This is a genomic window from Dactylosporangium sp. NPDC050688, from assembly GCF_040654515.1.
Taxonomy (GTDB): domain Bacteria; phylum Actinomycetota; class Actinomycetes; order Mycobacteriales; family Micromonosporaceae; genus Dactylosporangium.
In genome coordinates this window covers 271,618-293,664 of the sequence record NZ_JBFAIC010000004.1, presented here as the reverse complement: position 1 = coordinate 293,664, position 22,047 = coordinate 271,618, and the positions used below count along the sequence as shown (strand labels likewise).

The 22,047-nt window shown below is 71.9% G+C and carries 19 protein-coding genes, 1 tRNA gene, 1 other RNA gene and 2 pseudogenes; 11 read left to right on the top strand and 12 right to left on the bottom strand.

What is annotated here, in order from left to right; all coding sequences use genetic code 11:
* Positions 1-443: 443 nt before the first annotated feature.
* An RNA gene (gene rnpB / locus AB0H83_RS06915) (RNase P RNA component class A) lies at positions 444-830 on the bottom strand.
* Between the two features lie 30 nt (positions 831-860).
* On the opposite strand from rnpB, the gene AB0H83_RS06910 reads away from it, so the two are divergent.
* Positions 861-1,640, top strand: a complete 780-nt coding sequence (locus AB0H83_RS06910; protein ID WP_360088074.1) for a sulfite exporter TauE/SafE family protein — start codon at positions 861-863, stop codon at positions 1,638-1,640.
* On the opposite strand, the gene AB0H83_RS06905 is transcribed toward AB0H83_RS06910, so the two are convergent.
* The 5 genes from AB0H83_RS06905 to AB0H83_RS06885 are packed head-to-tail and all read right to left on the bottom strand — an operon-like array spanning position 1,637 to position 6,262.
* Entirely contained in the window at positions 1,637-2,917 is a 1,281-nt protein-coding gene (locus AB0H83_RS06905) for a bifunctional RNase H/acid phosphatase (RefSeq protein WP_360088071.1), read from the bottom strand. The genes AB0H83_RS06910 and AB0H83_RS06905 overlap by 4 nt on opposite strands.
* Positions 2,914-3,654, bottom strand: a complete 741-nt coding sequence (locus AB0H83_RS06900; RefSeq protein ID WP_360088068.1) for a C4-type zinc ribbon domain-containing protein — start codon at positions 3,652-3,654, stop codon at positions 2,914-2,916. The genes AB0H83_RS06905 and AB0H83_RS06900 overlap by 4 nt, the downstream gene beginning before the upstream one ends.
* Positions 3,651-4,442, bottom strand: a complete 792-nt coding sequence (locus tag AB0H83_RS06895; protein WP_360088065.1) for a Nif3-like dinuclear metal center hexameric protein — start codon at positions 4,440-4,442, stop codon at positions 3,651-3,653. Before AB0H83_RS06895 ends, AB0H83_RS06900 begins: the two co-directional genes overlap by 4 nt.
* Positions 4,443-4,451: 9 nt before the next feature.
* On the bottom strand, positions 4,452-5,006 hold the full coding sequence (locus AB0H83_RS06890; RefSeq protein WP_360088062.1) for a flavoprotein: 555 nt from the start codon (positions 5,004-5,006) through the stop codon (positions 4,452-4,454).
* Between the two features lie 23 nt (positions 5,007-5,029).
* Positions 5,030-6,262, bottom strand: coding sequence for a helix-turn-helix domain-containing protein (locus AB0H83_RS06885; RefSeq protein WP_360088059.1), 1,233 nt, complete (start codon positions 6,260-6,262; stop codon positions 5,030-5,032).
* A 193-nt stretch (positions 6,263-6,455) separates the two neighbouring features.
* On the opposite strand from AB0H83_RS06885, the gene AB0H83_RS06880 reads away from it, so the two are divergent.
* Positions 6,456-7,091 carry a bifunctional DNA primase/polymerase gene (locus AB0H83_RS06880; RefSeq protein WP_360088056.1) on the top strand — a complete coding sequence of 212 codons (636 nt, stop codon included), beginning with the start codon at positions 6,456-6,458 and terminating at the stop codon, positions 7,089-7,091.
* 250 nt (positions 7,092-7,341) lie between these two features.
* Here AB0H83_RS06880 and AB0H83_RS06875 read toward each other — a convergent pair whose 3' ends face one another.
* Together AB0H83_RS06875 and aceE are read right to left on the bottom strand one after the other, a co-directional pair.
* On the bottom strand, positions 7,342-7,743 hold the full coding sequence (locus tag AB0H83_RS06875) for a hypothetical protein (RefSeq protein WP_360088053.1): 402 nt from the start codon (positions 7,741-7,743) through the stop codon (positions 7,342-7,344).
* 567 nt (positions 7,744-8,310) lie between these two features.
* Entirely contained in the window at positions 8,311-11,055 is a 2,745-nt protein-coding gene (gene aceE / locus AB0H83_RS06870; protein ID WP_360088050.1) for a pyruvate dehydrogenase (acetyl-transferring), homodimeric type, read from the bottom strand.
* A gap of 250 nt (positions 11,056-11,305) precedes the next feature.
* On the opposite strand from aceE, the gene AB0H83_RS06865 reads away from it, so the two are divergent.
* The 6 genes and pseudogenes from AB0H83_RS06865 to AB0H83_RS06840 all read left to right on the top strand — a co-directional run bounded on the left by AB0H83_RS06865 (position 11,306) and on the right by AB0H83_RS06840 (position 15,967).
* Complete coding sequence (locus AB0H83_RS06865; protein WP_360088047.1) at positions 11,306-11,764, top strand: hypothetical protein; 459 nt, start codon at positions 11,306-11,308, stop codon at positions 11,762-11,764.
* 23 nt (positions 11,765-11,787) lie between these two features.
* Positions 11,788-12,201, top strand: a complete 414-nt coding sequence (locus AB0H83_RS06860; protein ID WP_360088044.1) for a YjbQ family protein — start codon at positions 11,788-11,790, stop codon at positions 12,199-12,201.
* A 60-nt stretch (positions 12,202-12,261) separates the two neighbouring features.
* On the top strand, positions 12,262-12,705 hold the full coding sequence (locus AB0H83_RS06855) for an NUDIX domain-containing protein (protein WP_360088041.1): 444 nt from the start codon (positions 12,262-12,264) through the stop codon (positions 12,703-12,705).
* A 54-nt stretch (positions 12,706-12,759) separates the two neighbouring features.
* Positions 12,760-13,941, top strand: a pseudogene (locus AB0H83_RS06850) (thiamine pyrophosphate-dependent enzyme); the annotation flags it as partial.
* A 417-nt stretch (positions 13,942-14,358) separates the two neighbouring features.
* Positions 14,359-15,429 (top strand): annotated as a pseudogene (locus AB0H83_RS06845) (transketolase C-terminal domain-containing protein); the annotation flags it as partial.
* Positions 15,430-15,535: 106 nt separating this feature from the next.
* The gene (locus tag AB0H83_RS06840) at positions 15,536-15,967 is read left to right on the top strand and encodes a DUF3052 domain-containing protein (protein ID WP_033362448.1); all 432 of its coding nucleotides are present in this window, start codon (positions 15,536-15,538) and stop codon (positions 15,965-15,967) included.
* Here AB0H83_RS06840 and AB0H83_RS06835 read toward each other — a convergent pair.
* The gene (locus tag AB0H83_RS06835) at positions 15,964-16,158 is read right to left on the bottom strand and encodes a hypothetical protein (RefSeq protein ID WP_360088038.1); all 195 of its coding nucleotides are present in this window, start codon (positions 16,156-16,158) and stop codon (positions 15,964-15,966) included. The two genes, AB0H83_RS06840 and AB0H83_RS06835, sit on opposite strands and share 4 nt — an antisense overlap.
* A 935-nt stretch (positions 16,159-17,093) precedes the next feature.
* Positions 17,094-19,742, bottom strand: a complete 2,649-nt coding sequence (locus tag AB0H83_RS06830) for an Hsp70 family protein (RefSeq protein WP_360088035.1) — start codon at positions 19,740-19,742, stop codon at positions 17,094-17,096.
* A 47-nt stretch (positions 19,743-19,789) separates the two neighbouring features.
* Here AB0H83_RS06830 and AB0H83_RS06825 point away from each other — a divergent pair, with 47 nt between their 5' ends.
* Entirely contained in the window at positions 19,790-20,242 is a 453-nt protein-coding gene (locus tag AB0H83_RS06825; protein WP_360088032.1) for a peroxiredoxin, read from the top strand.
* 75 nt (positions 20,243-20,317) lie between these two features.
* Positions 20,318-20,392 (top strand) — tRNA-Val (locus tag AB0H83_RS06820).
* A 96-nt stretch (positions 20,393-20,488) separates the two neighbouring features.
* On the opposite strand, the gene AB0H83_RS06815 is transcribed toward AB0H83_RS06820, so the two are convergent.
* Positions 20,489-20,722 carry a hypothetical protein gene (locus AB0H83_RS06815; protein WP_360088029.1) on the bottom strand — a complete coding sequence of 78 codons (234 nt, stop codon included), beginning with the start codon at positions 20,720-20,722 and terminating at the stop codon, positions 20,489-20,491.
* 308 nt (positions 20,723-21,030) lie between these two features.
* On the opposite strand from AB0H83_RS06815, the gene AB0H83_RS06810 reads away from it, so the two are divergent.
* Positions 21,031-21,525, top strand: a complete 495-nt coding sequence (locus AB0H83_RS06810) for a hypothetical protein (RefSeq protein ID WP_360088026.1) — start codon at positions 21,031-21,033, stop codon at positions 21,523-21,525.
* Between the two features lie 14 nt (positions 21,526-21,539).
* Here AB0H83_RS06810 and AB0H83_RS06805 read toward each other — a convergent pair whose 3' ends face one another.
* A complete protein-coding gene (locus AB0H83_RS06805) occupies positions 21,540-21,983 on the bottom strand; it encodes a hypothetical protein (RefSeq protein WP_360088023.1) in 444 nt (147 codons plus the stop codon).
* Positions 21,984-22,047: the final 64 nt, after the last annotated feature.

Below are 22,047 nucleotides of genomic sequence, written 5' to 3'. Positions count from 1 at the left end.
CGGCGGGTAGGGCCTCCGGCCCTACGACCCGGAGCGTGCCTCCGGCGGCCAGGGCTGCTCGCCCTGGAACCTCGGCGGCCCGGGAAGCCCGGGGGCGGGCTCCGAGCCCTCCCGTCGCGCACCGGAGGCAGCCATGCCGCACCACCGGGGCGCCAGCGCTCGCGGTGGCGGCGCGGTCCGACCGACATGGCGCCCCGGCGGCACAGCATGTCAGGGCGGAGCCTGCGCAACGGGAAGCCTCTCCGGGTCCGGAGCATGCTGCGGAAGCAACCGACGAAGCGCAGCCCACAGGCCGTCTGAGTTGATCTCCGCTGGGCCGTCCCTGGGCCGTCCGGGCCGTCACCGGGCCGTCAAACAGCACCCAGTATCGACCGACGTAGACCAGAACTGACATACGAAATGCCAGGTCAACGGTCACGAGTAGGGCCGTGAACAGCAGGCGACGGACGAGTCGACCTGTACGCCGGGTTCTGTCCCCGCTGGTGGGCGGGGGGCGGCCATCCATCTCGGCCTGCCGTTGCCGGCAGGCTCTAGCGGTCTACCCGCAGGCTCGGGCGGGCAGCCCTCGAACGCCTGCGTCTGACCTTGCTCCGGGTGGGGTTTACCTAGCCGCCCCGGTCACCCGGGGCGCTGGTGGGCTCTTACCCCACCGTTTCACCCTTACCCGATCCGAGCCGCGCGGAGCGCGACCCAGGTCGGGCGGTCTGTTCTCTGTGGCACTGTCCCGCGGGTCGCCCCGGGTTGCCGTTAACAACCACCCTGCCCTCTGGAGCCCGGACGTTCCTCGGCGGCACCCGTGAAGGTGCCGACGCGGCCGCCCGGTCGACTCGTCCGTCGTGCTGACTATGGTAGGCGGGACCATGAACCTTGTAGACATCGCGCTCCTGTCGGGGGCGGGCCTGGCCGCCGGCACGGTGAACGCGATCGCCGGCGGTGGTTCGCTGATCACGTTCCCGGCCTTGATCGCGACCGGGTTGAGCCCGGTGGCGGCGAACGTGACCAACTCGGTGTCGGTGTTCCCCGGGTACGCGGCGTCGGTGTACGGCAGCCGTTCCGACCTCGCCGACCTGGCCCGGGACAGCTCGCGGCGGCTGCTGCTCAGCGTCCTGCCGACGTCGGTGGTGGCGGCGGCGCTGGGGTGCCTGCTGCTCCTGGCCACGCCGGCCAGGGCGTTCGATCTGGTGGTGCCGTTTCTGGTACTGGCGGCGGCCACGACCCTGGCGTTCCAGGACCGGCTGCGCAGGCTGGTCGGCCACCCGCGGGACCTGTCGCCGCGGCGGCAGGCGCTGAGCCTGCACGCGATGGTGTTCGCCGGCTCGCTGTACGGCGGCTACTTCGGCGCGGCGCTCGGCGTGATGCTGGTCGCGGCGCTGGGGCTGGTGCTGGACCAGTCGATGGCGAGGGTCAGCGCGTTGAAGAACGTCATCTCCGCGATCGGCGGGCTCGTCACCGTGGTCGCGTTCGCGGCGTTCGGGCCGGTGGACTGGGCGGACGTGCTGGTGGTCGCGCCGACCGCGATGATCGGCGGTTACGTGGGCGCCAGGCTCGCCCGCCGGCTCCCGTCGGCGGTGCTGAAGTGGCTGATCGTGGTTTTCGGCATCGGCGTGGGCCTGGTCCTGCTCTACCGGGCGGTCTTTTAGCTCAGGTGTGCCGTGTCGTTGACGGTACGCACAGCGACCCCGCCATCCGGCCACGAGTCGACCACGGACAGGCCGGCCGGGTCGAGGTACAACCGGTACATGAACGCGTCACTGGCGGCGAGCGCGTCACGGAGCAGGGCCTTGATCGGGGTGACGTGGCTGACGACGGCGATCTGCTGCCCGGCGTACTGCTGCTGCAGCCGCCGCAGGGCGCGCCGCACGCGGATGGCGACCTGTTGCAGTGACTCGCCGCCGGGCGCCGCGACGAGCGGGGAGGCGAGCCAGCGGTCGAGCTCGTTGGGGTATTCGGCCCGCACCTCGGCGAACGTGAGCCCGTCCCACTCGCCGAAGTCGCACTCGACCAGGTCCGGCTCGACAACGATCTCGGCGGCGCCGACGGGGCCCGAGGCGACGATCTCGGCCGCGGTGTCCAGGCACCGCCGCAGCGGCGAGCTGACCACGGCGGCGAGTTCGGGCGCGACGGCGTGCACCCGGCCGGCGGCCCGCGCGGCCTGGTCGCGCCCTTTGCCGGACAGCGGGATGTCACTGCGCCCCGAGTAGCGCTTCTCCACGGTGTACGCGGTCTCCCCGTGCCGCAGCAACACCATCCGCAGCGGCGACCCGGTCGACGGCGGCGCCCACGACCGCACCCCCTGCCCGGCGGACGCGGAAGAAGAGACGGCCGGCGCGGAGGAAGAGACAGCTGGCACAGCGGAAGACGATGCCGGCGCAGCGGAAGGAGCAGCCGACGCGGCGGACGCCGCGGCCGCGGCCGCCCGGGCAGCCGCCCGCCCAGGCGAGTCGGGACCGGCAGCCGGAGCAGCCGGCACGGCGTCAGTCAACGAGGAAACGGAAGCCGACGGCAGCGGGTCCGGGGCGTCCTTGCCGTCCATGGCCGCGTTCGCCAGCCGGTCGGCGTGCTTGTTGCGCTCCCGCGGGATCCACGAATACCGCACGACCCGGAACCCGCCGGCCAGCTTGCCGGCCTGCTCGGCCAGGGGGCGCAGGCCAGGGTGCTTGATCTGCCAGCGGCCCGACATCTGCTCGACGACGAGCTTGGAGTCCATGCGGACCTCGACCTCGTCGGCGCCGAGGTCGGCGGCGGCGCGCAGGCCCTCGATCAGGCCGGTGTACTCGGCGACGTTGTTGGTGGTGATGCCGAGCCGGCCGAGGCGTTCGGCGAGGACCTCGCCGGTGTCGGAGCGCACGACCGCGCCGTAGCCGGCGGGCCCGGGGTTGCCCCTGGACCCGCCGTCGGCCTCGATCGTGACCTTCACAGGCCGGACTCCGCGGTCCGCACGAGGATGCGCCGGCACTCCTCGCAGCGGACGACCTCGTCGGGGGCGGCGGCCTTGACGCGGGCCTTGTCGCCGCCGGCGAGCTCGAGCCGGCAGCCCTCGCAGCGGCCCTGGCGGAGCATGGCCGCGCCGATGCCGCCGCTGCTCTCGCGGATCTTGTCGTAGAGGGCGACCAGGTCGGCGGGCAGGTCGGCGGCGAGGGGCTTGCGGCCGGAGCGGCGGAACTCCTCGTCCTTGGCGATCCCGGCGAGGGCCTCGTTGCGGCGCTGCTCGGCGGCGGCGCGGACCGCGCGGGTCTCGGTGAGGCGGGCGACGATCTCGTCGAGGGTGGCCTGGGCGGTCTCGCGCTGCTCCATCAGCTCCAGCTCGGCGTCCTCGAGCTCGCTCTGGCGGCGGTTGAGCGTGGCGATCTCGTGCTGGAGGGCCTCCAGCTCGCGGGCCGGGCCGGTGCCGGCGTCGAGGCGGGTCTGGTCCTTGTCCTTGCGGGCCCGGACCTGCTCGGCGTCGCGCTCCAGGCGGCTGATGTCGCGGTCGAGGTCGTCGACGGCGACCTGGGCGCGCACCCGCTCGTCCTCCATCGTGGACAGCTCGCGGGCCAGCCGGTCGAGCTCGGCGTGCTCGGGCAGCGACTTGCTTCTGTGCGCGAGCTGGGTGAGCGCGATGTCGATCGCCTGCAGGTCGAGCAGGCGGCGCTGGGCCTCTGGGTCTGCCTTCACGAGTTGCCGTCCTCCATGAACGTCCAGGGTGAGGTGTCCACATCGGACACGATGGTCTGCAGGCCCGTCTCGCGCCGCAGGAACGCCGCCACGTCGTCGAGCCAGGGCCGCTCCGACGCCCAGTGCGAGACGTCGAGCAGCACGGGCCCGCCGCCGGCGAGGTGCTCGTGTGCCGGATGGTGGCGCAGATCCGCAGTCAAGTATGCGTCAACGCCGGCCCGCGCCGCGTCGGCCAGGAACGCGTCACCGGCGCCACCCGACACGGCGACCGTCTCGATCGTGGCGTCCGGCGGGCCTGCCACCCGTACACCACCCACGGACGAGGAGACGAGCGCGGCGAACTGTGCCAGTGCCATCGCAGATGGCAGCCGTCCGACGCGGCCGTGACCACGGCCGGTGTCGGCGACCGGGACGAGGGGGCGCACGTCGAGCAGGCCGAGGCGGGCGGCGAGCGCGTCGGAGACGCCCGGGTTGGCCACGTCGCCGTTGGTGTGCGCGGTGTACAGGGTGATCCCGGCCTTGATCATCCGGTGGACGATGGCGCCCTTGTACGTGGTGGGCGCGACGCTGGACACGCCGCGCAGCAGCAGGGGGTGATGGGTGAACATGAAGTCCGCCCCGGCCTCGACGGCCTCCTGCACGGTCCGCGGGTCGCAGTCCACCGCCAGCAGGACCCTGGTGACCTCGGCGTCCGGCTCACCCAGGGTGAGGCCGACCCGGTCCCAGCTCTCGGCCCAGGCGAGCGGGTAGCGCTGTTCGAGCAGTTCGACGAGTTCGGCGACAAGCACGGCGCGACGTTACTCCACGCCGTCCCGCGACGTCTGCTGGTCGAGCGCCTGGACGGGCAGGTGCCACGGGAAGGTGTCCACGAGCCGCTCGCCGGTGCCGGGCGGGTGCAGGGGCAGCACGTCAGGGCCGTAGATCATGGTGACGCCCCAGGCGCGCAGCTTCTCGATCGACTCGCCGAACGCGGGGTGGCGGGCCATCGCGGCGTTGGTGAACGGCACGGCGACGATCGGCAGGCCGACACCGAGCCCTTCGACGAGCAGGCCGAGGGCGAGGGTGTCGGCGATCCCGGCGGCCCACTTGTTGATCGTGTTGACCGTCGCGGGCGCGACGATCATCGCGTCGGCCTGCGGGATGACGTCGGGGTCGCCGGGGTACTTGTAGCGGTGCCGGACGGGGTGCCCCGTCTGCGCGACGAGGCTCGGCACGTCGAGCCACTTGAGGGCGTCCGGCGTGGCGACCACGCAGACCTCCCAGCCGCTCGCCTGGGCGAGCGACACCAACTTGCTGGCATCCTGTGTGACAGGCGATCCGCACATAACGGCGTACAGGACGTGACCGGCCATGCGGGCATTGTGCTACCTGCCGGCTATACCCCGACGCTCATGTGCTCGGCGAGTTCTGCGACGGGCGCGGACGGGGTGCCGCGGGTGCGGCGCAGCACGTCGCTGAGCACCTCCCGGGCGAGCGGCCGGCAGCGGATCTCCGACGGGGCGAGCCGGTCGCCCTCCAGGAGCATCTCGCTGGCCAGGTCGATGTCGCCGAGCAGCGCGTACGCGCGGGCCTGGTCGAGGTAGTGGTGGGCGCGGCGCTCCGGCAGCAGGGCGTTGAACGCCTCCAGGTCCAGCGTCTCGTGGACCTCGACGGCGACCCGGCCGTCGCCGAGCTCGACGGCGGCGGCGGCCCGGTGCAGCTGCACGTTGGTCGGCCCGAAGCAGGACCAGTAGTAGTTGTGGTCGCCGTCGAGCCCTCTGGCCGCCTCCTCGGCCCCGCCGAGCAGGTCGCGGACGGTGGCGCGGTCGCCGATGCGGGCGGCGGCCATGGCGCCCTGCAGCAGCAGCATGCCGTAGACGGACAGGCGCTCCGGTGCGCAGTCGTTGTCGCCGGAGCCGGGGGCGAGCCGGTTGGCGATGTTGACGTTGATCTCCAGGGCGGGGCGGGACCGGCCGAGGGCGAGCAGGGCCAGGGCGACGCGGGTGGTGGCGGTGCCGGCGAGCAGCTGGTCGCCGGCGCGCTGGGACACCGCGATGGACCGGTCGGCGGCGAGCCAGGCCAGCTCGTGCTCGCCGAGCTTGCGCAGCGCCGAGGACGCGATCTGGTAGACCTGCCCGAGCAGGTGGGCAGCCTCGCGGCCCTGCCCGCCGCCGGCGTAGGCGGTGTCGGCGGCCTGGGCCTCGCGCAGCAGCCGCGGCAGGGTGCGGGCCAGCATGCCGTACTTCGCGTGCTGGTAGCTCAGCCAGGCGTGGGTGACGGCCTTGCGCATCTCCGCCAGCGGCGGGGGCTCGGGCGGCGCGTAGAAGAAGGCGCTGATCTGGTCGTAGCGCTCCAGAGCGGCCCGGATCTCCTCGACCTCGACCTGGTCGACGCAGTTGACGCTGTCGGGGCGGCGCTCCGGGTCCTTGCCGAGCAGGATCTGCACGTCGAGCTGCAGCACGTCGGCGATCTCGTAGACGACGGAGAACTTGTCCAGCCGGCGTACGCCGCGCTCGACCTTGTCGACCCAGCTCTTCGACTTGCCCAGCCGGTCGGCGAAGACCTGCTGGGACATCTTGCGCCGGTTGCGCCAGTAGGCCACACGTCGGCCGATCGGCAGCTCATCCACGCCGCTCACCTCCGGAGGTCACCCGCTCGGTCGACATCGCACCTTTTGTGCGGTTCGTCCGGCTCCCATGCTCATACGTTCCGACGTGCAAGTTGCATCCCCCGTTGCCGTAGCCAACGACGCACACGGCGTCCGGTGACGCGACGTGGTTCTGTGCGCACTTTCGAGTGATCTTCCCTGCTAGGAGAAGCACATGCGGTCGTGGGAACGCGCCAAACTGCGCAAAGCGGCGGCCCGGTACGCCGAGCACGGCTGGCACGTGCTGCCCGGCGCCTACCTGGTCGGCCAGCACGCCGGCCGGCGCGCCAAGGTGCGCCGCTTCGAGTGCGGCGAGGCCGGCTGCCGCACGGTGGCGTGCCACCCGGCGGCGCGGGTGCCGAGCCGCTCGCCGGCGGTCGTCGCCGAGTGGTGGCGCAGCCGCCCCTACACCGTGCTGTTCCCCACCGGGCACGCCTTCGACGTCCTGGAGGTCCCCGCCGCGCTGGGCCGGGCCGCCCTGCTGGGCGACGGCGTCGTCGCGGCGCGGGGACCGGTCGCCGTGGCCGGGCAGGGCGAGGGTGAGCGCTGGCACTTCCTGGTGCTGCCGGGCCACGGCCTGCTGCCGGAGCTCACCCAGCAGCCCGGTGTGGTCCTGCACGGGCAGGGCTCGTGGGTGCCGGCGGCGCCCAGCCCGCAGTTCGGCGGCCGGGTGCGCTGGGAGCTGTCGCCGGAGGTGCACGGCTGGCGGCCGGCGGAGCCCTACGCGGTGCAGGCGCTGATGCTCGACGCGATCGGCGCGGGCCCCTCCGCCGGGGCCGCCCAGCGGGCCGCCTGGCACACCGCCGCATGACCCGCACACCACCGGAGCCGGCGGCCGGTCCTCTCGGGGGGACCGGCCGCCGCCGTGCGCGCACCCCGCACCCACCGAGCGGCGATGCTGCCTGAGCGCGCTAGGCTTCGGAAAAGATTCACGTGCAGAATTCATGCCGATGCCCAAGGTAGCGTTGGTGTAGCCCTACGTCGACCCTTGTACTCCGGCAGAATTACTCAACGGTTGCAGATTTACCTACTCATCGTTGAGTGTTGATCTACTCCAGTGATCAGTAACCGACCGCGACGTCGACGGTCGTCACCACCCGCCGAACCCCGTCGGCGGCCTTCCGGTCGGGCACCTCGGTCGGCTCGGCGGCCGGGTCGACCCGGACGATCCGGCCCCCCTCGGGCAGCCGGACGCCCCGCGCGGCGAAGAGCGCCGTCAACGCACCATAGATGAACATCTCCACCTGGTCGCCCTCGGCCCACGCCTGCAGGCCGATGCGCCAGCACACCTGCCGGGCCCACGGCAGCCGGGAGCGGGTCGGCTCGCCGACCGCCTCGACCAGCAGCACCGGCAGGCTGGTGGCCAGATCGTCAGGGCGTCGGGTCACCAGGGTGGCACCGGACAGGTGGTGCTGGGCGCGCAGGTACGCCACGACGAGCCCGACCGCGTCCGGTTGTGCCACCGCGGTCACCGCCCTCCCGGCAAGGCGCCCGACCCCACGCGTCCTGCCCCCCGTCATCACCGTCGCTGCCATACCTATCCGTTGCCCCATCGAGGACAACGGCAACCGCACCGCCCGACCGCGGTACCACAGATACATTTCATGTTCCCCGAAGAAAGGATTCACCGGCGATCGGAAAAACGGCGCGTCCGGCTGGATGGTCCGGCATTTCTGCACGACCGGCCGTCGGCACCTCGACATCGCCCAGGCTTGCACGTCACAGGCCTGTTCCTGCAAGGCTAGCGACCAGAAAAGATCGTTGTGGACGCAACGCCGCAATCGAGGAAATCGTGTTCTTTGCGGCATGCATCGGCGCCCTCCGATCGGCGGTGGAACACCAATTGGAGGGCGCCGATGTGCGGATCAGCTGAAGCGAGCTCCCTCGTCCCGGCGGTACGCCCGGCCGCGAGGGCCGCCGCCGCGACCGTCCAGACGACCGGGCCATCTTCCGAGGTGACCGGCACCTCGCAGTCGCCTGTTCACCAAAAAAGGGGCCCGCGGGCCCCTCTTCCGGTGTCGCCGGTGCTGTTACGAGTCGCCGCCGGTCTCGCCGACCGGGGCGGCGTTGACGTCGTCGATCGCGTACTTCTTCGCGGCCTCGGCCGGGACCGACGCCTGCACCTCGCCGCGGCGGGCGAGCTGCCGCAGCGTGGCGACCACGACCGACTCGGCGTCGACGTGGAAGTGCCGGCGCAGCGCGTGGCGGGTGTCGGACAGGCCGAAGCCGTCGGTGCCGAGCGAGGTGTAGTCGCCGGGTACCCAGCGGGCGATCAGGTCCGGCACGGCCCGCATGAAGTCGGAGACCGCCACGACCGGGCCCCCGGCGTCCTGCAGGGCCTGGGTGATGTACGGCACGCGCGGCTCGTCCGCCGGGTGGAGCAGGTTGTGCTCCTCGGCGACGATGGCGTCGCGCCGCAGCTCGGTCCAGGACGTCGCGGACCACACGTCGGCGGCCACGCCCCACTCCTCGGCGAGCAGCCGCTGCGCCTTCAACGCCCACTGCATGCCGGTGCCGGAGGCGAGGATCTGCGCCTTCGGCCCCTCCTGCACGGGCGCCGCCTGGTACTTGTAGAGCCCCTTGAGCAGGCCCTGGACGTCGAGGTCCGCGGGCTCCGCCGGCTGGAAGATCGGCTCGTTGTAGACCGTCAGGTAGTAGATGAGGTCCTCGGGCCGCTCGCCGTACATGCGGCCGACCGCGTTCTCGGTGATGTGCGCGATCTCGTAGCCGAACGCCGGGTCGTAGGCCACCACGGCCGGGTTCGTCGCCGCGATGAGCAGCGAGTGGCCGTCCTCGTGCTGCAGGCCCTCACCGTTGAGCGTGGTCCGCCCGGCGGTGGCGCCCAGCAGGAAGCCGCGCGACATCTGGTCGGCGGCGGCCCAGATGCCGTCGGCGGTGCGCTGGAAGCCGAACATCGAGTAGAAGATGTAGACCGGGATGATCGGCTCGCCGTGGGTGGCGTAGCTGGTCGCGGCGGCCGTGAACGAGGCGACCGAGCCGGCCTCGTTGATGCCCTCGTGCAGGATCTGCCCGCTGGTGGACTCCCGGTAGCTCAGGAACAGCTCGCGGTCCACCGGCGTGTAGTTCTGCCCGTGCGGCGAGTAGATCTTCGCGGTCGGGAAGAGCGAGTCCATGCCGAACGTGCGGGCCTCGTCGGGGATGACCGGCACCCAGCGCCGACCCATGCCCTTGTCGCGCATGAGGTCCTTGAGCATGCGGACGAACGCCATCGTGGTGGCGACCTTCTGCTTGCCCGAGCCGCGCTTGATGTCGCCGTAGACCGACGAGGACGGCAGCTGCAGCGGCACATGGGTGGTGCGCCGGTTGGGCACCGGCCCGCCCAGCTGCGCGCGCCGCTCCCGCATGTACTGCATCTCGTCGGACTTCTCGTCGGGCCGGTAGTACGGCACCGCGTACGGGTTGTCGCCGATCGCGCTGTCCGGGATGTCCAGGTACAGCCGGTCGCGGAAGTCCTTGACGTCCTGCAGCGTCAGCTTCTTCATCTGGTGGGTGGCGTTGCGGCCCTCGAAGTGCGAGCCGAGCGTCCAGCCCTTGATCGTCTTGGCCAGGATGACCGTCGGCTGGCCGGTGTGCTCGGTGGCCGCCTTGTACGCCGCGTAGAGCTTGCGGTAGTCGTGCCCGCCGCGCTTGAGGTTCCAGATCTCGTCGTCGGACAGGTGCTCGACCATCTTGCGGGTGCGCGGGTCACGGCCGAAGAAGTGCTCCCGCACGTACGCGCCCGACTCGGCCTTGTAGGTCTGGTAGTCACCGTCGGGGGTCACGTTCATCAGGTTGACCAGCGCGCCGTCGGTGTCGGCGGCGAGCAGCGGGTCCCACTCCCGGCCCCAGACGACCTTGATCACGTTCCAGCCGGCGCCGCGGAAGAACGCCTCCAGCTCCTGCATGACCTTGCCGTTGCCGCGGACCGGGCCGTCCAACCGCTGCAGGTTGCAGTTGATGACGAAGGTGAGGTTGTCCAGCTCCTCACGGGCGGCCACGCCGATCGCGCCGATCGACTCCGGCTCGTCCATCTCGCCGTCGCCGAGGAACGCCCATACGTGCTGCTGGCTGGTGTCCTTGAAGCCGCGGTTGTGCAGGTACCGGTTGAACCGCGCCTGGTAGATCGCGTTGATGCCGCCCAGGCCCATGGAGACCGTCGGGAACTCCCAGAAGTTCGGCATCAGCCGCGGGTGCGGGTAGCTGGGCAGGCCCTTGCCCATGCCGCCGTGCGACAGCTCCTGGCGGAACCCGTCGAGCTGCTGCTCGCTCAGGCGGCCCTCCATGAACGCGCGCGCGTACATGCCCGGCGACGCGTGGCCCTGGAAGAAGATCTGGTCGCCGCCGCCCGGGTGGTCCTTGCCCCGGAAGAAGTGGTTGAAGCCCACCTCGTACAGGCTGGCGGCGCTGGCGAACGTGGAGATGTGGCCGCCGACGCCCACGTCGGGGCGCTGGGCGCGCTGCACCAGCATCGCCGCGTTCCACCGGATGTAGGCGCGGATGCGCCGCTCGACGTGCTCGTCGCCGGGGAACCAGGGCTCACGCTCCGGCGGGATCGTGTTGATGTAGTCGGTGGTCGTCAGCGGAGGCACGCCGACCTGTCGCTCCCGCGCGCGCTCCAGCAGGCGCAGCATCACGTAACGGGCGCGCTTCGTGCCGCGCTCGTCGATCACTCCGTCCAGCGAGTCGACCCATTCGGTGGTCTCCTCCGGGTCGATGTCCGGCAGTTGACTCGGCAGGCCGTCGCTGATCACTGGGCGCTTGCGTTCGGTGGACACAGGCGTTCCTTCTAGGTGTAGGACCGGTCGCGCTGCGGTAGGACGGCTAAGACCGGTCGGGATGGCCTCGGGGTGTGCGTGTTGAGGCAATGTGTGAGCCCATGTCCCATCCTGCCTGTCTCCGGTGCCGTCCGTCACGTCTACGGGGAGTCAACTGCGACACGCGACACGATACCGGTCGGTAACTTTCGGGTGACAAAACGGCGACTCATCGTTCATCCCAGGGTCCCGGGTCCGCTACGGTCCGGCCGTGTCCGACAACTCCGCCTGGTGGCTGCTGCTGCCGCTGCTCTGCATCGTGGGCTCGATCACCGTCGTGGCCGTCACGATCACGTTCGTCGTGCGCCGGGTCGTGCGCGGCACGGTGAACACCGCCTTCAACGGCACACTCGGCGGCGGCTTCGGCCCGGGTGGCCGCTCGTCGCCGGGTGGCACGCCGTTCGGCCCCGACTGGACCCCTGACGGCTTCGCCGGCGGCCCCTACGACGGGCACGGCGGCGCCCACGGCTCCCACCACGGCGCCCATGGTGGCTCCCACGACGGGCACGTGCACGGGTGGGGCCACAACATGGACCACGGTCACCACTCGCACTCCCACGACTCCGGGTCGTCCTGGTCGTCGTCGGACTCCGGCTCGTCGTCGTCCAGCGACTCCGGCTCGTCGTCCTCGTCGGACTCGGGGTCGTCGTCCTCGTCGTCCAGCGACTGACACCGGCTGCAACACTGTCGCGTATGCACTCCGAGGTCATCACCGTGCGCACCGGGTCGCGGCCCGTGGTGCGCGACATCACGGACGAGGCGTCGCGGTTCGTCGCCGCGCACGCCCCGGACGGCGACGGGCTGCTGCACGTGTTCGTCCCGCACGCCACCGCCGGGGTCGCGATCATCGAGACCGGTGCCGGCAGCGACGACGACCTGCTGCGCGCACTCGACGCCGTCCTGCCGGCCGACGACCGCTGGCGGCACCGGCACGGCTCGCCCGGCCACGGCCGCGACCACGTGATGCCGGCGTTCGTCGCGCCGTACGCGACCCTGCCCGTCGTGGCCGGCCGGATCGCGCTGGGCACCTGGCAGTCCATCTGCCTGGTCGACCCCAACGGCGACAACGCCACCCGCCAGGTCCGCTTCAGTCTCCTTCGCGGTTGAGCGCCGAATGCACCGCGTTTCTGCCGGACATCCCGGCCATCAGGCGGGAGGATCGCAGGCGTGATCGAGCGTCGCGTCGCCGTCGTGTTCCTGGTCGACCCGCAGGGGCGGATCCTCATGCAGCACCGCGACTCCCACGCCAAGGTCTCGCCCAACCAGTGGGCGATGCCCGGCGGCAAGATCGAGGACGGGGAGACGCCCGAGGAGGCCGCCCGCCGCGAGGTGCGGGAGGAGACCGGACTCGCCGTCACCACCCTGGAGCACTACGTGACCGGTACCCGACCCTCGGTGACCACCGCCGACGGGCTCGTGGAGATGCACGTGTACTACGCGGCGACCGACGCCACCCAGGACGAGATCGTGCTCGGCGAGGGCCAGGCAATGGTGTTCCTCACACCTGAGGAGGCACTCGCCCGTGACCTCGGCGTGACCGCGGCGCTTCTCGTGCCGGGCTTTCTGGCGTCTGCGCAGTACAGGGCCTTGGTGGAGCGTCGCATGCGGTAGCCGGCGCGGCACGCCGGGGCGCATCGGACTGGCAGACGAAGACCAATGTCGGCCATGCTGTCGAGCGTGACCACGCCTCAGGATCTCGACGAGCGGTTCCGCGCGGAGCTCGCCGGGCTCGTCGCCGCCACGGTCATCCGGGATCTCGACGAGCCGGTGCGTGACGACACCGCGCTCACCGGCGCGCAGGCCCGGGCGCTCTACGACGCCCAGTGCACCAGCCGCCACCTCGACCTCGCCGCCCGCTGGCTGCGCAGCTTCGACGCCGGTTACTACACGATCGGCTCGTCCGGCCACGAGGGCAACGCGGCGGTCGCCGCGGCGCTGCGCCCGACGGACCCCGCCCTGCTGCACTACCGCTCCGGCGGGTTCTACTGCATGCGCGCCGCCCAGGTCCCCGGCAGCGACCCGATCCGCGACGTGCTGCGCGGGGTCGTCGCCTCCTCGAAGGAGCCGATCGCCGGCGGCCGGCACAAGGTCTTCGGCCACCCCGACCTGCACGTGGTGCCAACCACCTCGACGATCGCCTCGCACCTGCCGCGCGCCGTCGGCGTCGCCTTCGCGCTCGGCCGCGCCCGCCGGCGCAACCCCGCCGCCGGGGCCGCCAACGGCCACGGCTGGCCCGGCGACGCCCTCGTCGTGTGCTCCTTCGGCGACGCGTCGGTCAACCACGCCGCCGCGACCGCCGCGCTCAACACCGCCGGCTGGTGCGACCACGTCGGCCTGCGGCTGCCGCTACTGTTCGTCTGCGAGGACAACAGCCTCGGCATCAGCGTCCGCTCCCCCGACGGCTGGGTCGCCGCCGCCCTCGGCAGCCGCCCCGGGGTGCGGTACTACACCGCCGACGGCTGCGACAGCGCCGCCACCTACGACCGGGCCGCCGAGGCCGCCGCGTGGGTGCGCCGCTTCCGGCGGCCCGCGGTCCTGCACCTCACCACCGTGCGGCTGATGGGCCACGCCGGCGCCGACGCCGAGATGGCGTACCGCTCCTCCGTCGAGATCGCCGCCGACCTGGCCCGCGACCCCCTGGTGCGCACCGCCCGGCTCCTGGTCGAGGCCGGGGTGGCCACCCCGGCGGAGCTCATGGGCCGCTACGACGAGCTCGGCTGGGACGTGCGCCGCGTCGCCGAGGAGGTCCTGAGCGAGCCGAAGCTCGGCAACGCCTCGGAGGTGACCGCGCCGCTCGCGCCGCGGCGGCCGGTGCGGGTGTCCCGGGCCGTCGCCGACGCCGCCGCCGACCTGGTCGACGAGGCCGTGGACCCCGACGCGGGCACCGACATCGACGACGACCTGGAGTTCACGGAGGCGTACACCGATGCCTCGGACACCGCGGTCGTCGACGGCGCGGCTCCGGCCGCTGGGGACGGCGCGGCTCCGGCCGCTGGGGACGCCGCGGCGGAGGCGCCGGGTGCGCACCGGGCGCCGTCCTCCGATGGCGACGACGCTTCGGAGGCGGCCTCGTCCCGTACACCTGCCGAAAAGAACAATTCGGGCGAGACGGGCAACGAGGACGCCTGGCCGGAGCCTGACCCCGGCGCGGCCGCCTCCCCGGACGGGGTGGTGGAGCCCGCCGGCAGCGAGCCCGGCGACGACCGGGACGCGCCCGAGCCCGCCGACGACAGCCGGCCCAACGGCAACGGCCACCCGCCGACCAGAGCCGCGGCGTTCAACGGCCGGCTGCCCGAGCACGCCGGCCCGCTCACCCTCGCGCAGACCATCAACGCCGCCCTGACCGACGCCATGCTCGCGTACCCGCAGATGGTGGTCTTCGGCGAGGACGTCGCGGCCAAGGGCGGCGTCTACGGGGTGACCAAGGGCCTGCGGGACCGGTTCGGCGCCACCCGGGTCTTCGACACACTGCTGGACGAGACCTCCATCCTCGGCCTCGGCCTGGGCGCCGGCCTGGCCGGCATGCTGCCCGTGCCGGAGATCCAGTACCTCGCGTACCTGCACAACGCCGAGGACCAGCTGCGCGGCGAGGCCGCCACCATGCAGTTCTTCTCGCAGGGGGCGTACCGCAACCCGATGGTGGTGCGGGTGGCGGGCCTGGCCTATCAGCTCGGCTTCGGCGGGCACTTCCACAACGACAACGCCCTCGCCGTGCTCCGCGACATCCCCGGGCTCGTCGTCGCCGCGCCCGCCCGGGCCGAGGACGCGGCGCCCATGCTGCGCACCTGCCTCGCCAGCGCGATCGTCGACGGCAGCGTCTGCGTCTTCCTGGAGCCGATCGCGCTGTACCACACCCGCGACCTGCACACCGGCAGCGACAACTGGTGGCTGTCGGAGTACGCGCCACCGAGCGAGTGGTCGGCCATCCACGTGCCGATCGGCCGGGCACGGGCGTACCACAGCGGGCCCAACGACGACCTGACCATCATCACCTTCGGCAACGGCGTGCGCATGTCCCTGCGGGCCGCGGCCCGCCTGTCCGAGGAGGGCGTCAGCTGCCGGGTCGTCGACCTGCGCTGGCTGTCGCCCCTGCCCGTCGGCGACATCATCAAGCACGCCTCCGACACCGGCCGGGTCCTCGTCGTCGACGAGACCCGCCGCTCCGGCGGCGTCGGCGAGGGCATCATCGCCGCGCTGGTCGACGCCGGGTACGTCGGCGTGGCCCGCCGGGTGGCCGCCGTCGACTCGTTCGTGCCGCTCGGACCGGCCGCCAACCACGTCCTCGTCTCCGAGGAACAGATCGTCCAGGGAGCGAAATCGCTGTTGGCCCGGTAGTTTGTACCGATAGTTTTTCGATCGCATCGGTGCGCCACTTGCGTTGACGGCCCGTACTGTGTGGACTACGCGCTAACAGTGGTGTTGCGACAGGAGGCAGTGGACAGTGAACGCGACCGCGGGTCAGGCCGAGGTGAAGAGCCTGGCGGACCGGTTCGGCGTCGAACCGGGCATGGTCGTTATGGAGATGGGGTACGACGACGACGTCGACCAGGATCTCCGCGACGTCCTGATCGACCGGTGCGGGGACCTGGTTGACGAGGAGACCGACGAGGTCGTCGACGTGGTGCTGCTGTGGTGGCGCGACGACGACGGCGACCTGGTCGAGACGCTCATCGACGCGCTGGGCCCGCTCGCGGACAACGGTGTGGTGTGGCTGCTCACCCCCAAGGCCGGCCGTCCCGGACACGTCGAGCCGAGCGATATCAACGAGTCGGCTCCCACCGCCGGGTTGCAGCAGACCTCGACGGTCAACGCCGGCAAGGACTGGACTGCGGCGCGCCTGGTCGCACCGCGCGCCGCACGGTCCCGCCGCTAGCCGCTGCGCTCGCCGGCGTCCACTTCCATCGGGCCCTTGCCGAGGAAGCGGCCGAAGGCGAGCCAGACCAGCCCGCTCCCGCTCTTCGGCGGGTCCCCGGGCCGATCCTTCCTGCGCGCCTCTGTCCTGTTGCCCGGGGTCCACTTGCCCGGGGTCCACTTGCCCGGGGTCCGCGCCGGCTGCCGCGGCATTTGCGGGGTGAATCGCTGAACGTCGCCACCGCCCCAGCCTCGCTGTCGCACCTTGCGGCGCTGCTGAGGGACATGGCTCCTCAAACTCGGCACAGGCGACCTGGGCGAGGCCGTTTCTGCTCGAGTTGCTGACCCCCGAGGCCGGGCGCCACCGCCGGCACGGCGGTCCCCTCACGCACCGCGATGAGTGCTGCGAAGCCGACGCGCGTTGGCTGCGGCATGTGCGCGACCGGGCAGCACTACCCGGTGGATCGCTGTGCGCCGGCAAACAGGGATCCACCGGGTAGTACCCGTGGTCCAGACCGACTGCGCGCACATCGGCATGACGGTCGGCGTCCACGGAGAGTGACTCAACGTCGCGCTGCGCTGGCTCGGGTTGCGCCTCAAGGGGTGATCAACGCGGCGGTGCTCGTGCTCACCGACACCGGCGCCGTACGCGCCGGCGGGGTGGGGTCGGAGGTGAACACCATCTGGCACCCGTCCTCGCGAACGACGTCACCCGCCCGACCCGACCGGTCGTGACCGACGGCGGCGGTGCGAATACGCCACGAAACAATGTGCCCTATGCCGGTCAGACGTCGGCTGAGCGCCTGTAAGCCCCGCCAGCCGGAGTCAGAGCCAACCCCACCCGCCAGCCGGTCACTGTCGGGACCGCCGACCGGTCACCGCCAGGCCCTCCGGCCGGTCACCGTCGGGCTCGCCAGATCGGGCAGCGGTCTGGCTCCGCCCTGCCGGACGCCGGGGTCCCACGCTCGACGGGCAAGAAGCCGAACGGCCAGGCTGAGGCGGCGGTCCGGCCAGGCCCGCCGGACACCGTCAGGCCGACCAAACACAGCCCTGGCCCGCCGAACACGGTCAGGCTGGCCGGGTGCCGGCCGATCCTGGCGAGGCGGATCGGCTGTCCCGCCACGCTGGACGCGAGTGGTCGTCCCGGCTCAGGTGCGGGTCTGGGTCGGCTTCCAGGTCGGGGTCGGGGACGGGGAGTTGGACCAGCCGGACTTCGACGGGGACGGGGAGGTGCCCGGGTTGCCGCCGCCGGAGTTGGACTGGGGTTGCCAGACCCTGACCTCGGAGAACGTAACGTCGGCCGGGTCGGCGGAGGTGAAGGCGCCCAGGTTGACGCGGCCCTTCTTGATCAGGTCGTGGGTCTTGGAGCCGAGCTTGGTGCCGTTGACGTACACGGACACCTCGATGCCGATGACGACCAGCGCCACATAAGGGTCGCCGGTGATCTTGACCGGCCAGGAGGCGAGCTCGTTGTCCTGGCTGGGGGCGAAGTCGCCGAGGGCGTGCAGCCGGATGACGCCCTCGCAGACGCCGACGGTGTACCCCTTGTCGCCGGTCCTGGCCCAGATGCCGGCGCAGCCGCTCTGGCGGTGCACCTTCGTCTCGATGCCGACGTCGGTCATCGACACGTTGAGCGGGTCCTTCAGGGTGCAGCCGGTCAGGCCCTGGCGCTCCGTCACGACGTGCAGCTCGCTGTCGGACGCCTCGCAGCGGCCGCCCTCGGACTCGTCCTGGGAGTGCCACAGCTCGTGCAGGCCACGCTGCGTGTACAGCTTCCAGTTGCCGGGCAGCCAGGACGGCCGGTCCTCGCGGGGGCGCACCGGGATCTCCAGCACGTTGCCGCTCGCGGACGACGAGGGGCCGGCGCTCACGGTCGTGCTGGTGGTGGGCTCCTGGCCGACGTTGTTCTTCTTGCCGACCTCGTCGTAGACCACGTAACCGGCCAGCGCGAGGGCGAGGACCAGGATGCCGATCAGCACCGGGATCGCCACGTTGCGCTGCCGGGGTGGCGGCGGGAGCGGCTCCTCCCGGGGCAGCGGCGGCGCATAGTCCATGCGGGTCGCCGACGGCGACTGGTACACCTGTTGCACCGGCGGTGGCGGCACGGCCCGCGGCGGCTGGACGGGTGCGTGGCCCTGCTGGTACCCGTGCTGGGGGACCACCGGCGGCGCGCCCTGGTAACCCTGCGGCGCTGGCGGCGGGGTCATCGGACGGATCCGCTGGGTCGCCTCGGCGTCGCCGAATCCGGGGCTCACCGGCGCGCCCGCCGGGTAGCCGCCCTGATACCCGCCGGGAGCACCGCTCACCGGCGGCGGCGCACTGACCGGCATGTTGCCCGCCGGCGGCGCGCTCATCGGCTGCCCGCCCATGGGGGCACCGGCCGGCGGCCCGCTCATCGGCGGCCCGCTCATCGGAGGGCTGCTCACGGGAGGCGCGCTCATCGGCACGGCACTGACCGGCGCGTTACCCCCGGGCGGCGTCCCGGGCCCGTGCTGGAACCCCTGCACCGCACCGGCCGGACCGGCCACGCCCGCCGGACCAGCCACCCCGGCGGGGCCGGCCACACCGGCCGCGCCGAGCGGGCCGCCACCGGCACCCGCGGCTGCCGCCGCCGCACCGCCCGCGACGCCGCCCGCCATCGCACCGCCTGCCGCCGCGGCGGCAGCGCCGCCGGGGAAGGTCTGTGCTGGACCGCCGGCGGCGCCCTGTGCCTCGGCCGGCTGGACGCCGACGTTGACCCAGGCACGGAGGCTGCCCTCGGCGACCACCATCTCGGGCTGCTCGATGATCGTCGGGGCGACCCCGAGCTCCTTCTGCAGCAGCGTCGCGACCATCGGGATCCGGCTCGAGCCGCCGACCAGGAACAACCCGGCGAGCTTGCTGTTGTCCAGGCCGGCCCAGCGGACCACGGCGGCCGTGGTGCGCACCGTCTGCTCCAGCAGCGGCCGGGCCAGGTCCTCGAACGCCTCGCGGGTGATCTCGACGTCGGCGGCCGCGATCGGCACATGCAGCCCCGTCGACGAGGTGCGCGACAGCATCTCCTTGGCCACCCGGGCGTCGTCCCACAGCAGCCGCCGGTGCCGGCGGTCCTCGGTGGTCTGCGGGCTCTCCAGCCGCGCCCAGACCGGCGGGTCCTCCAGCTTGCGCTTGGCGTAGTCGACGATCAACGCGTCGAGGTCGATGCCGCCCAGGTCGTCGATGCCGTCCACGGCGCGCACGTCGAACCCGTCGCCCGCCCTGGTCACGACGCTGGCGTCGAAGGTGCCGCCGCCGAAGTCGTACACGAGCAGGCCCTGCTCCGCGGTCAGCGGCTTCTGCAGTACCCCTGCGAAATAGTGCGCGGCGGCGACCGGCTCAGGCATGAGCGCCGGCTGCGGCAGCCCCGCGATCGTCGCGCCCTCGACGAGCGCGAGCCGCCGGGACACGCCCCAGGCCGCGGGGTGGGTCAGCGTCACCGCGCCCACCTGCCCACCGGCGACCCGCCGGGCCTCCGACGCGACGTGCGTCAGCACCGCCCCGATCAGCGCCGGCACCGTGAACTCGCGGTCGCCGAGCAGCACCGTGCCGTCGTCGATGCGCCGCTTGGGGCTCGCCTCGAATCGAGCCGGGTCGACGCGCGCGGCGTGCACCGCGTCGCGACCCACCAGGACCTGCCCGTCGGGCTGCGCATAGACGCAGGACGGCAGCAACGGAGAACCGTCGAACAGCAAGGGGCGGACCCGCCCATCCGGCCACGCCAGCAGCGCAACGGTATGGGAGGTCCCGAAGTCGATGCCCAGACGCGGACCGGCAGCCATGCGGGCGAGTGTAGGCCCCCGGTACGACAACCTGGCATGCTCGTCCCATGACGGTGGATGTCGGCGGTGAGGCGCCGGACTTCATGCTCAAGGACCAGAACAACCAAGAGGTCCGTCTGTCGGATTTCCGCGGTCGCAAAGCGGTGCTCCTGGTGTTCTACCCGCTCGCCTTCACCGGCACCTGCCAGGGCGAACTGTCCACGGCCGGGGACTTCCAGTCCGACCGGGTGCAGGTGCTCACCGTCAGCGTCGACTCGCCGTACAGCCACAAGGTGTGGGCCGACCGTGAAGGCTATGATTTCCCTCTCCTGTCGGACTTCTGGCCGCACGGTGCGGTGGCGCAGGCGTACGGCGTCTTCAACGACAAGGCCGGATTCGCCAACCGGGGCACGTTCCTCATCGACATCGACGGTGTCGTCAGGTTCGCCGAGCACCACGGCCCAGGCCGCGCCCGCGACCAGGAAGCCTGGCGCACGGCGATCGCATCGTTGCAGAGCTGATACAGAGCTGATACCGACTGGGGCGGATGAGGCGCGGCAGGTAGCATCCTTGGGTACCCGGGTTCGCCGACTTCGGGGCGCGTAGCTCAGTGGAAGAGCACCCGCCTTACAAGCGGGGGGTCGTTGGTTCGAACCCAACCGTGCCCACCAGCATTGACCAGGCAGTTTGCCGTCAACCCCAAGGATGACAGCGGCAATCTGTAGCAGCGGCTGTAGCAGCTCAAGTCCAGCCCGTCGGGCCGCCCCCTACTCGGCAGAGCCCGTGAGCCTTCGGCGTAGCCGACGCCAGATCGCTGTGACCGGTCCCTCCTCGTGGCGCCAAGCTGGAGTGATGAGGAAGCCCGGCCGGTTGAAGCAGTACGCGAACAGGTGCACCGGGAGCAGGGGCAGGCCGGCGAAGAACAGCAAGAACCCGCAGCGGCCAATGATGTCGAGCAAGACGACACGACCGACCAGCACGTTCATGGCAGAGAAGAACATCGCGAGGCCGGTACCGCCAACGAGCATCGTGAACCACAGCGCGTAGGGAAGGATGTCCGTGCCTGGGGCGGTATGCGGGGGACGATCGGAACCCGCGAAGCATCCCCTCGCCAGATTGCTCGGGCTGGAGACAACACTCGGTAGACCATCCAGCCCGCCAGCGCCGCGTACCCGAAACCGAACAAGGCCTGGCCCATCACGGCCGGATGGTACCGAGCCATCTCTTCGTCAAAGGTCGCCGTCGTTGGCCGGAAGCCGGAGTTTGGTCCCCCGCTACCGTGTGACCGGAGGATCGACGGAAGGCGGCCATGTCCGCGAAGCTCGAGGACTACGACGGGGTGCCTGAGGTGCACGGTGAGGTCGTCTACGAGCCTGGCTGGTACCTGCTCGCCGTCCCCGCCGACACCCATGCCGCCCTCATCACGCTCGCCGGGGCGGCCGGTGTGGTGTTCAAGCCGGCGGCGCGGCCGCATGTCTCGGTGATGAAGGGGGAGGCGCCGTGCCGCAACGTGCAGGACTGGGGGACGGCGTTCGTCGGTGAGCGGGTCGCCTTCCGGGTCGCGCCCGGGGTGAGGGGCGAGAACGGCCTGCACCTGTGGGTCGACTGTCACAGCGCCCGGCTGTGCGAGATGCGGGAGCACTTCGGGCTCGCCACGCTGCGGCGGGAGGACGGGGCGTACCTCGTCAATTTTCACCTGACGATCGGGCTGCGCAAGCAGGCCGTCGAGGCGAGGAAGCGCCCGCAGCTGCGCCTGTCACCGCAGAGTCACCTCGATGCCGGAACGGGCATGCAGCACCTGTGACCGAACCAGTCCGCTCAGGGGCGCTTGTGCGGGCACTGGTACAGCGGGCGCCGCGGGATGCGGGCGGGGCGGCGGATCGACACGAGCCGGGCCGGGCGGACCACCGGAGACGACCGCGGTGCGTTCGACGAAGCAGCGGTGCGGGACACCGCGGCCAGGTGCGACGACAGGGCGGCGTGCAGCAGCGTGGGCGACTGCTGCGCCGAGGCCTGCACGCGCCGGTTGCCGCCGGTGTACACAGAGGAGCCGGTGGACGAAGAGGAGCCGGTGGACGACAGGGAGCCGGTGGACGACGGCGGCGCCGCATACGTGCGCTGCGCGGGGACCCGCCGGCCGGACGGCACCGCATCCAAGATGGGCGCCTCCTCCTTCTCCGGCCTGGTGACCACGAACGCGACGACCGCCGCCACGATGACCGGGACCAGGTAGAGCAGGGCTCCGGCGTATTGCTCGGTCACGACGACTCCCAATGCTGCGCACGACTTGACCTGCGCAACGCTACGGATTGCCCCGCATGGACGA

Bases quoted from the DNA above. Each gene is read 5' to 3' on its own strand.
- AB0H83_RS06860 (WP_360088044.1), top strand. From the start codon at position 11,788: ATGCACTCCGAGGTCATCACCGTGCGCACCGGGTCGCGGCCCGTGGTG.
- AB0H83_RS06825 (WP_360088032.1), top strand. From the start codon at position 19,790: ATGACGGTGGATGTCGGCGGTGAGGCGCCGGACTTCATGCTCAAGGAC.
- AB0H83_RS06815 (WP_360088029.1), bottom strand. From the start codon at position 20,722: ATGTTCTTCTCTGCCATGAACGTGCTGGTCGGTCGTGTCGTCTTGCTC.
- AB0H83_RS06880 (WP_360088056.1), top strand. From the start codon at position 6,456: ATGCGGTCGTGGGAACGCGCCAAACTGCGCAAAGCGGCGGCCCGGTAC.
- AB0H83_RS06835 (WP_360088038.1), bottom strand. From the start codon at position 16,158: ATGCCGCGGCAGCCGGCGCGGACCCCGGGCAAGTGGACCCCGGGCAAG.
- AB0H83_RS06910 (WP_360088074.1), top strand. From the start codon at position 861: ATGAACCTTGTAGACATCGCGCTCCTGTCGGGGGCGGGCCTGGCCGCC.
- AB0H83_RS06810 (WP_360088026.1), top strand. From the start codon at position 21,031: ATGTCCGCGAAGCTCGAGGACTACGACGGGGTGCCTGAGGTGCACGGT.
- AB0H83_RS06830 (WP_360088035.1), bottom strand. From the start codon at position 19,742: ATGGCTGCCGGTCCGCGTCTGGGCATCGACTTCGGGACCTCCCATACC.
- AB0H83_RS06890 (WP_360088062.1), bottom strand. From the start codon at position 5,006: ATGGCCGGTCACGTCCTGTACGCCGTTATGTGCGGATCGCCTGTCACA.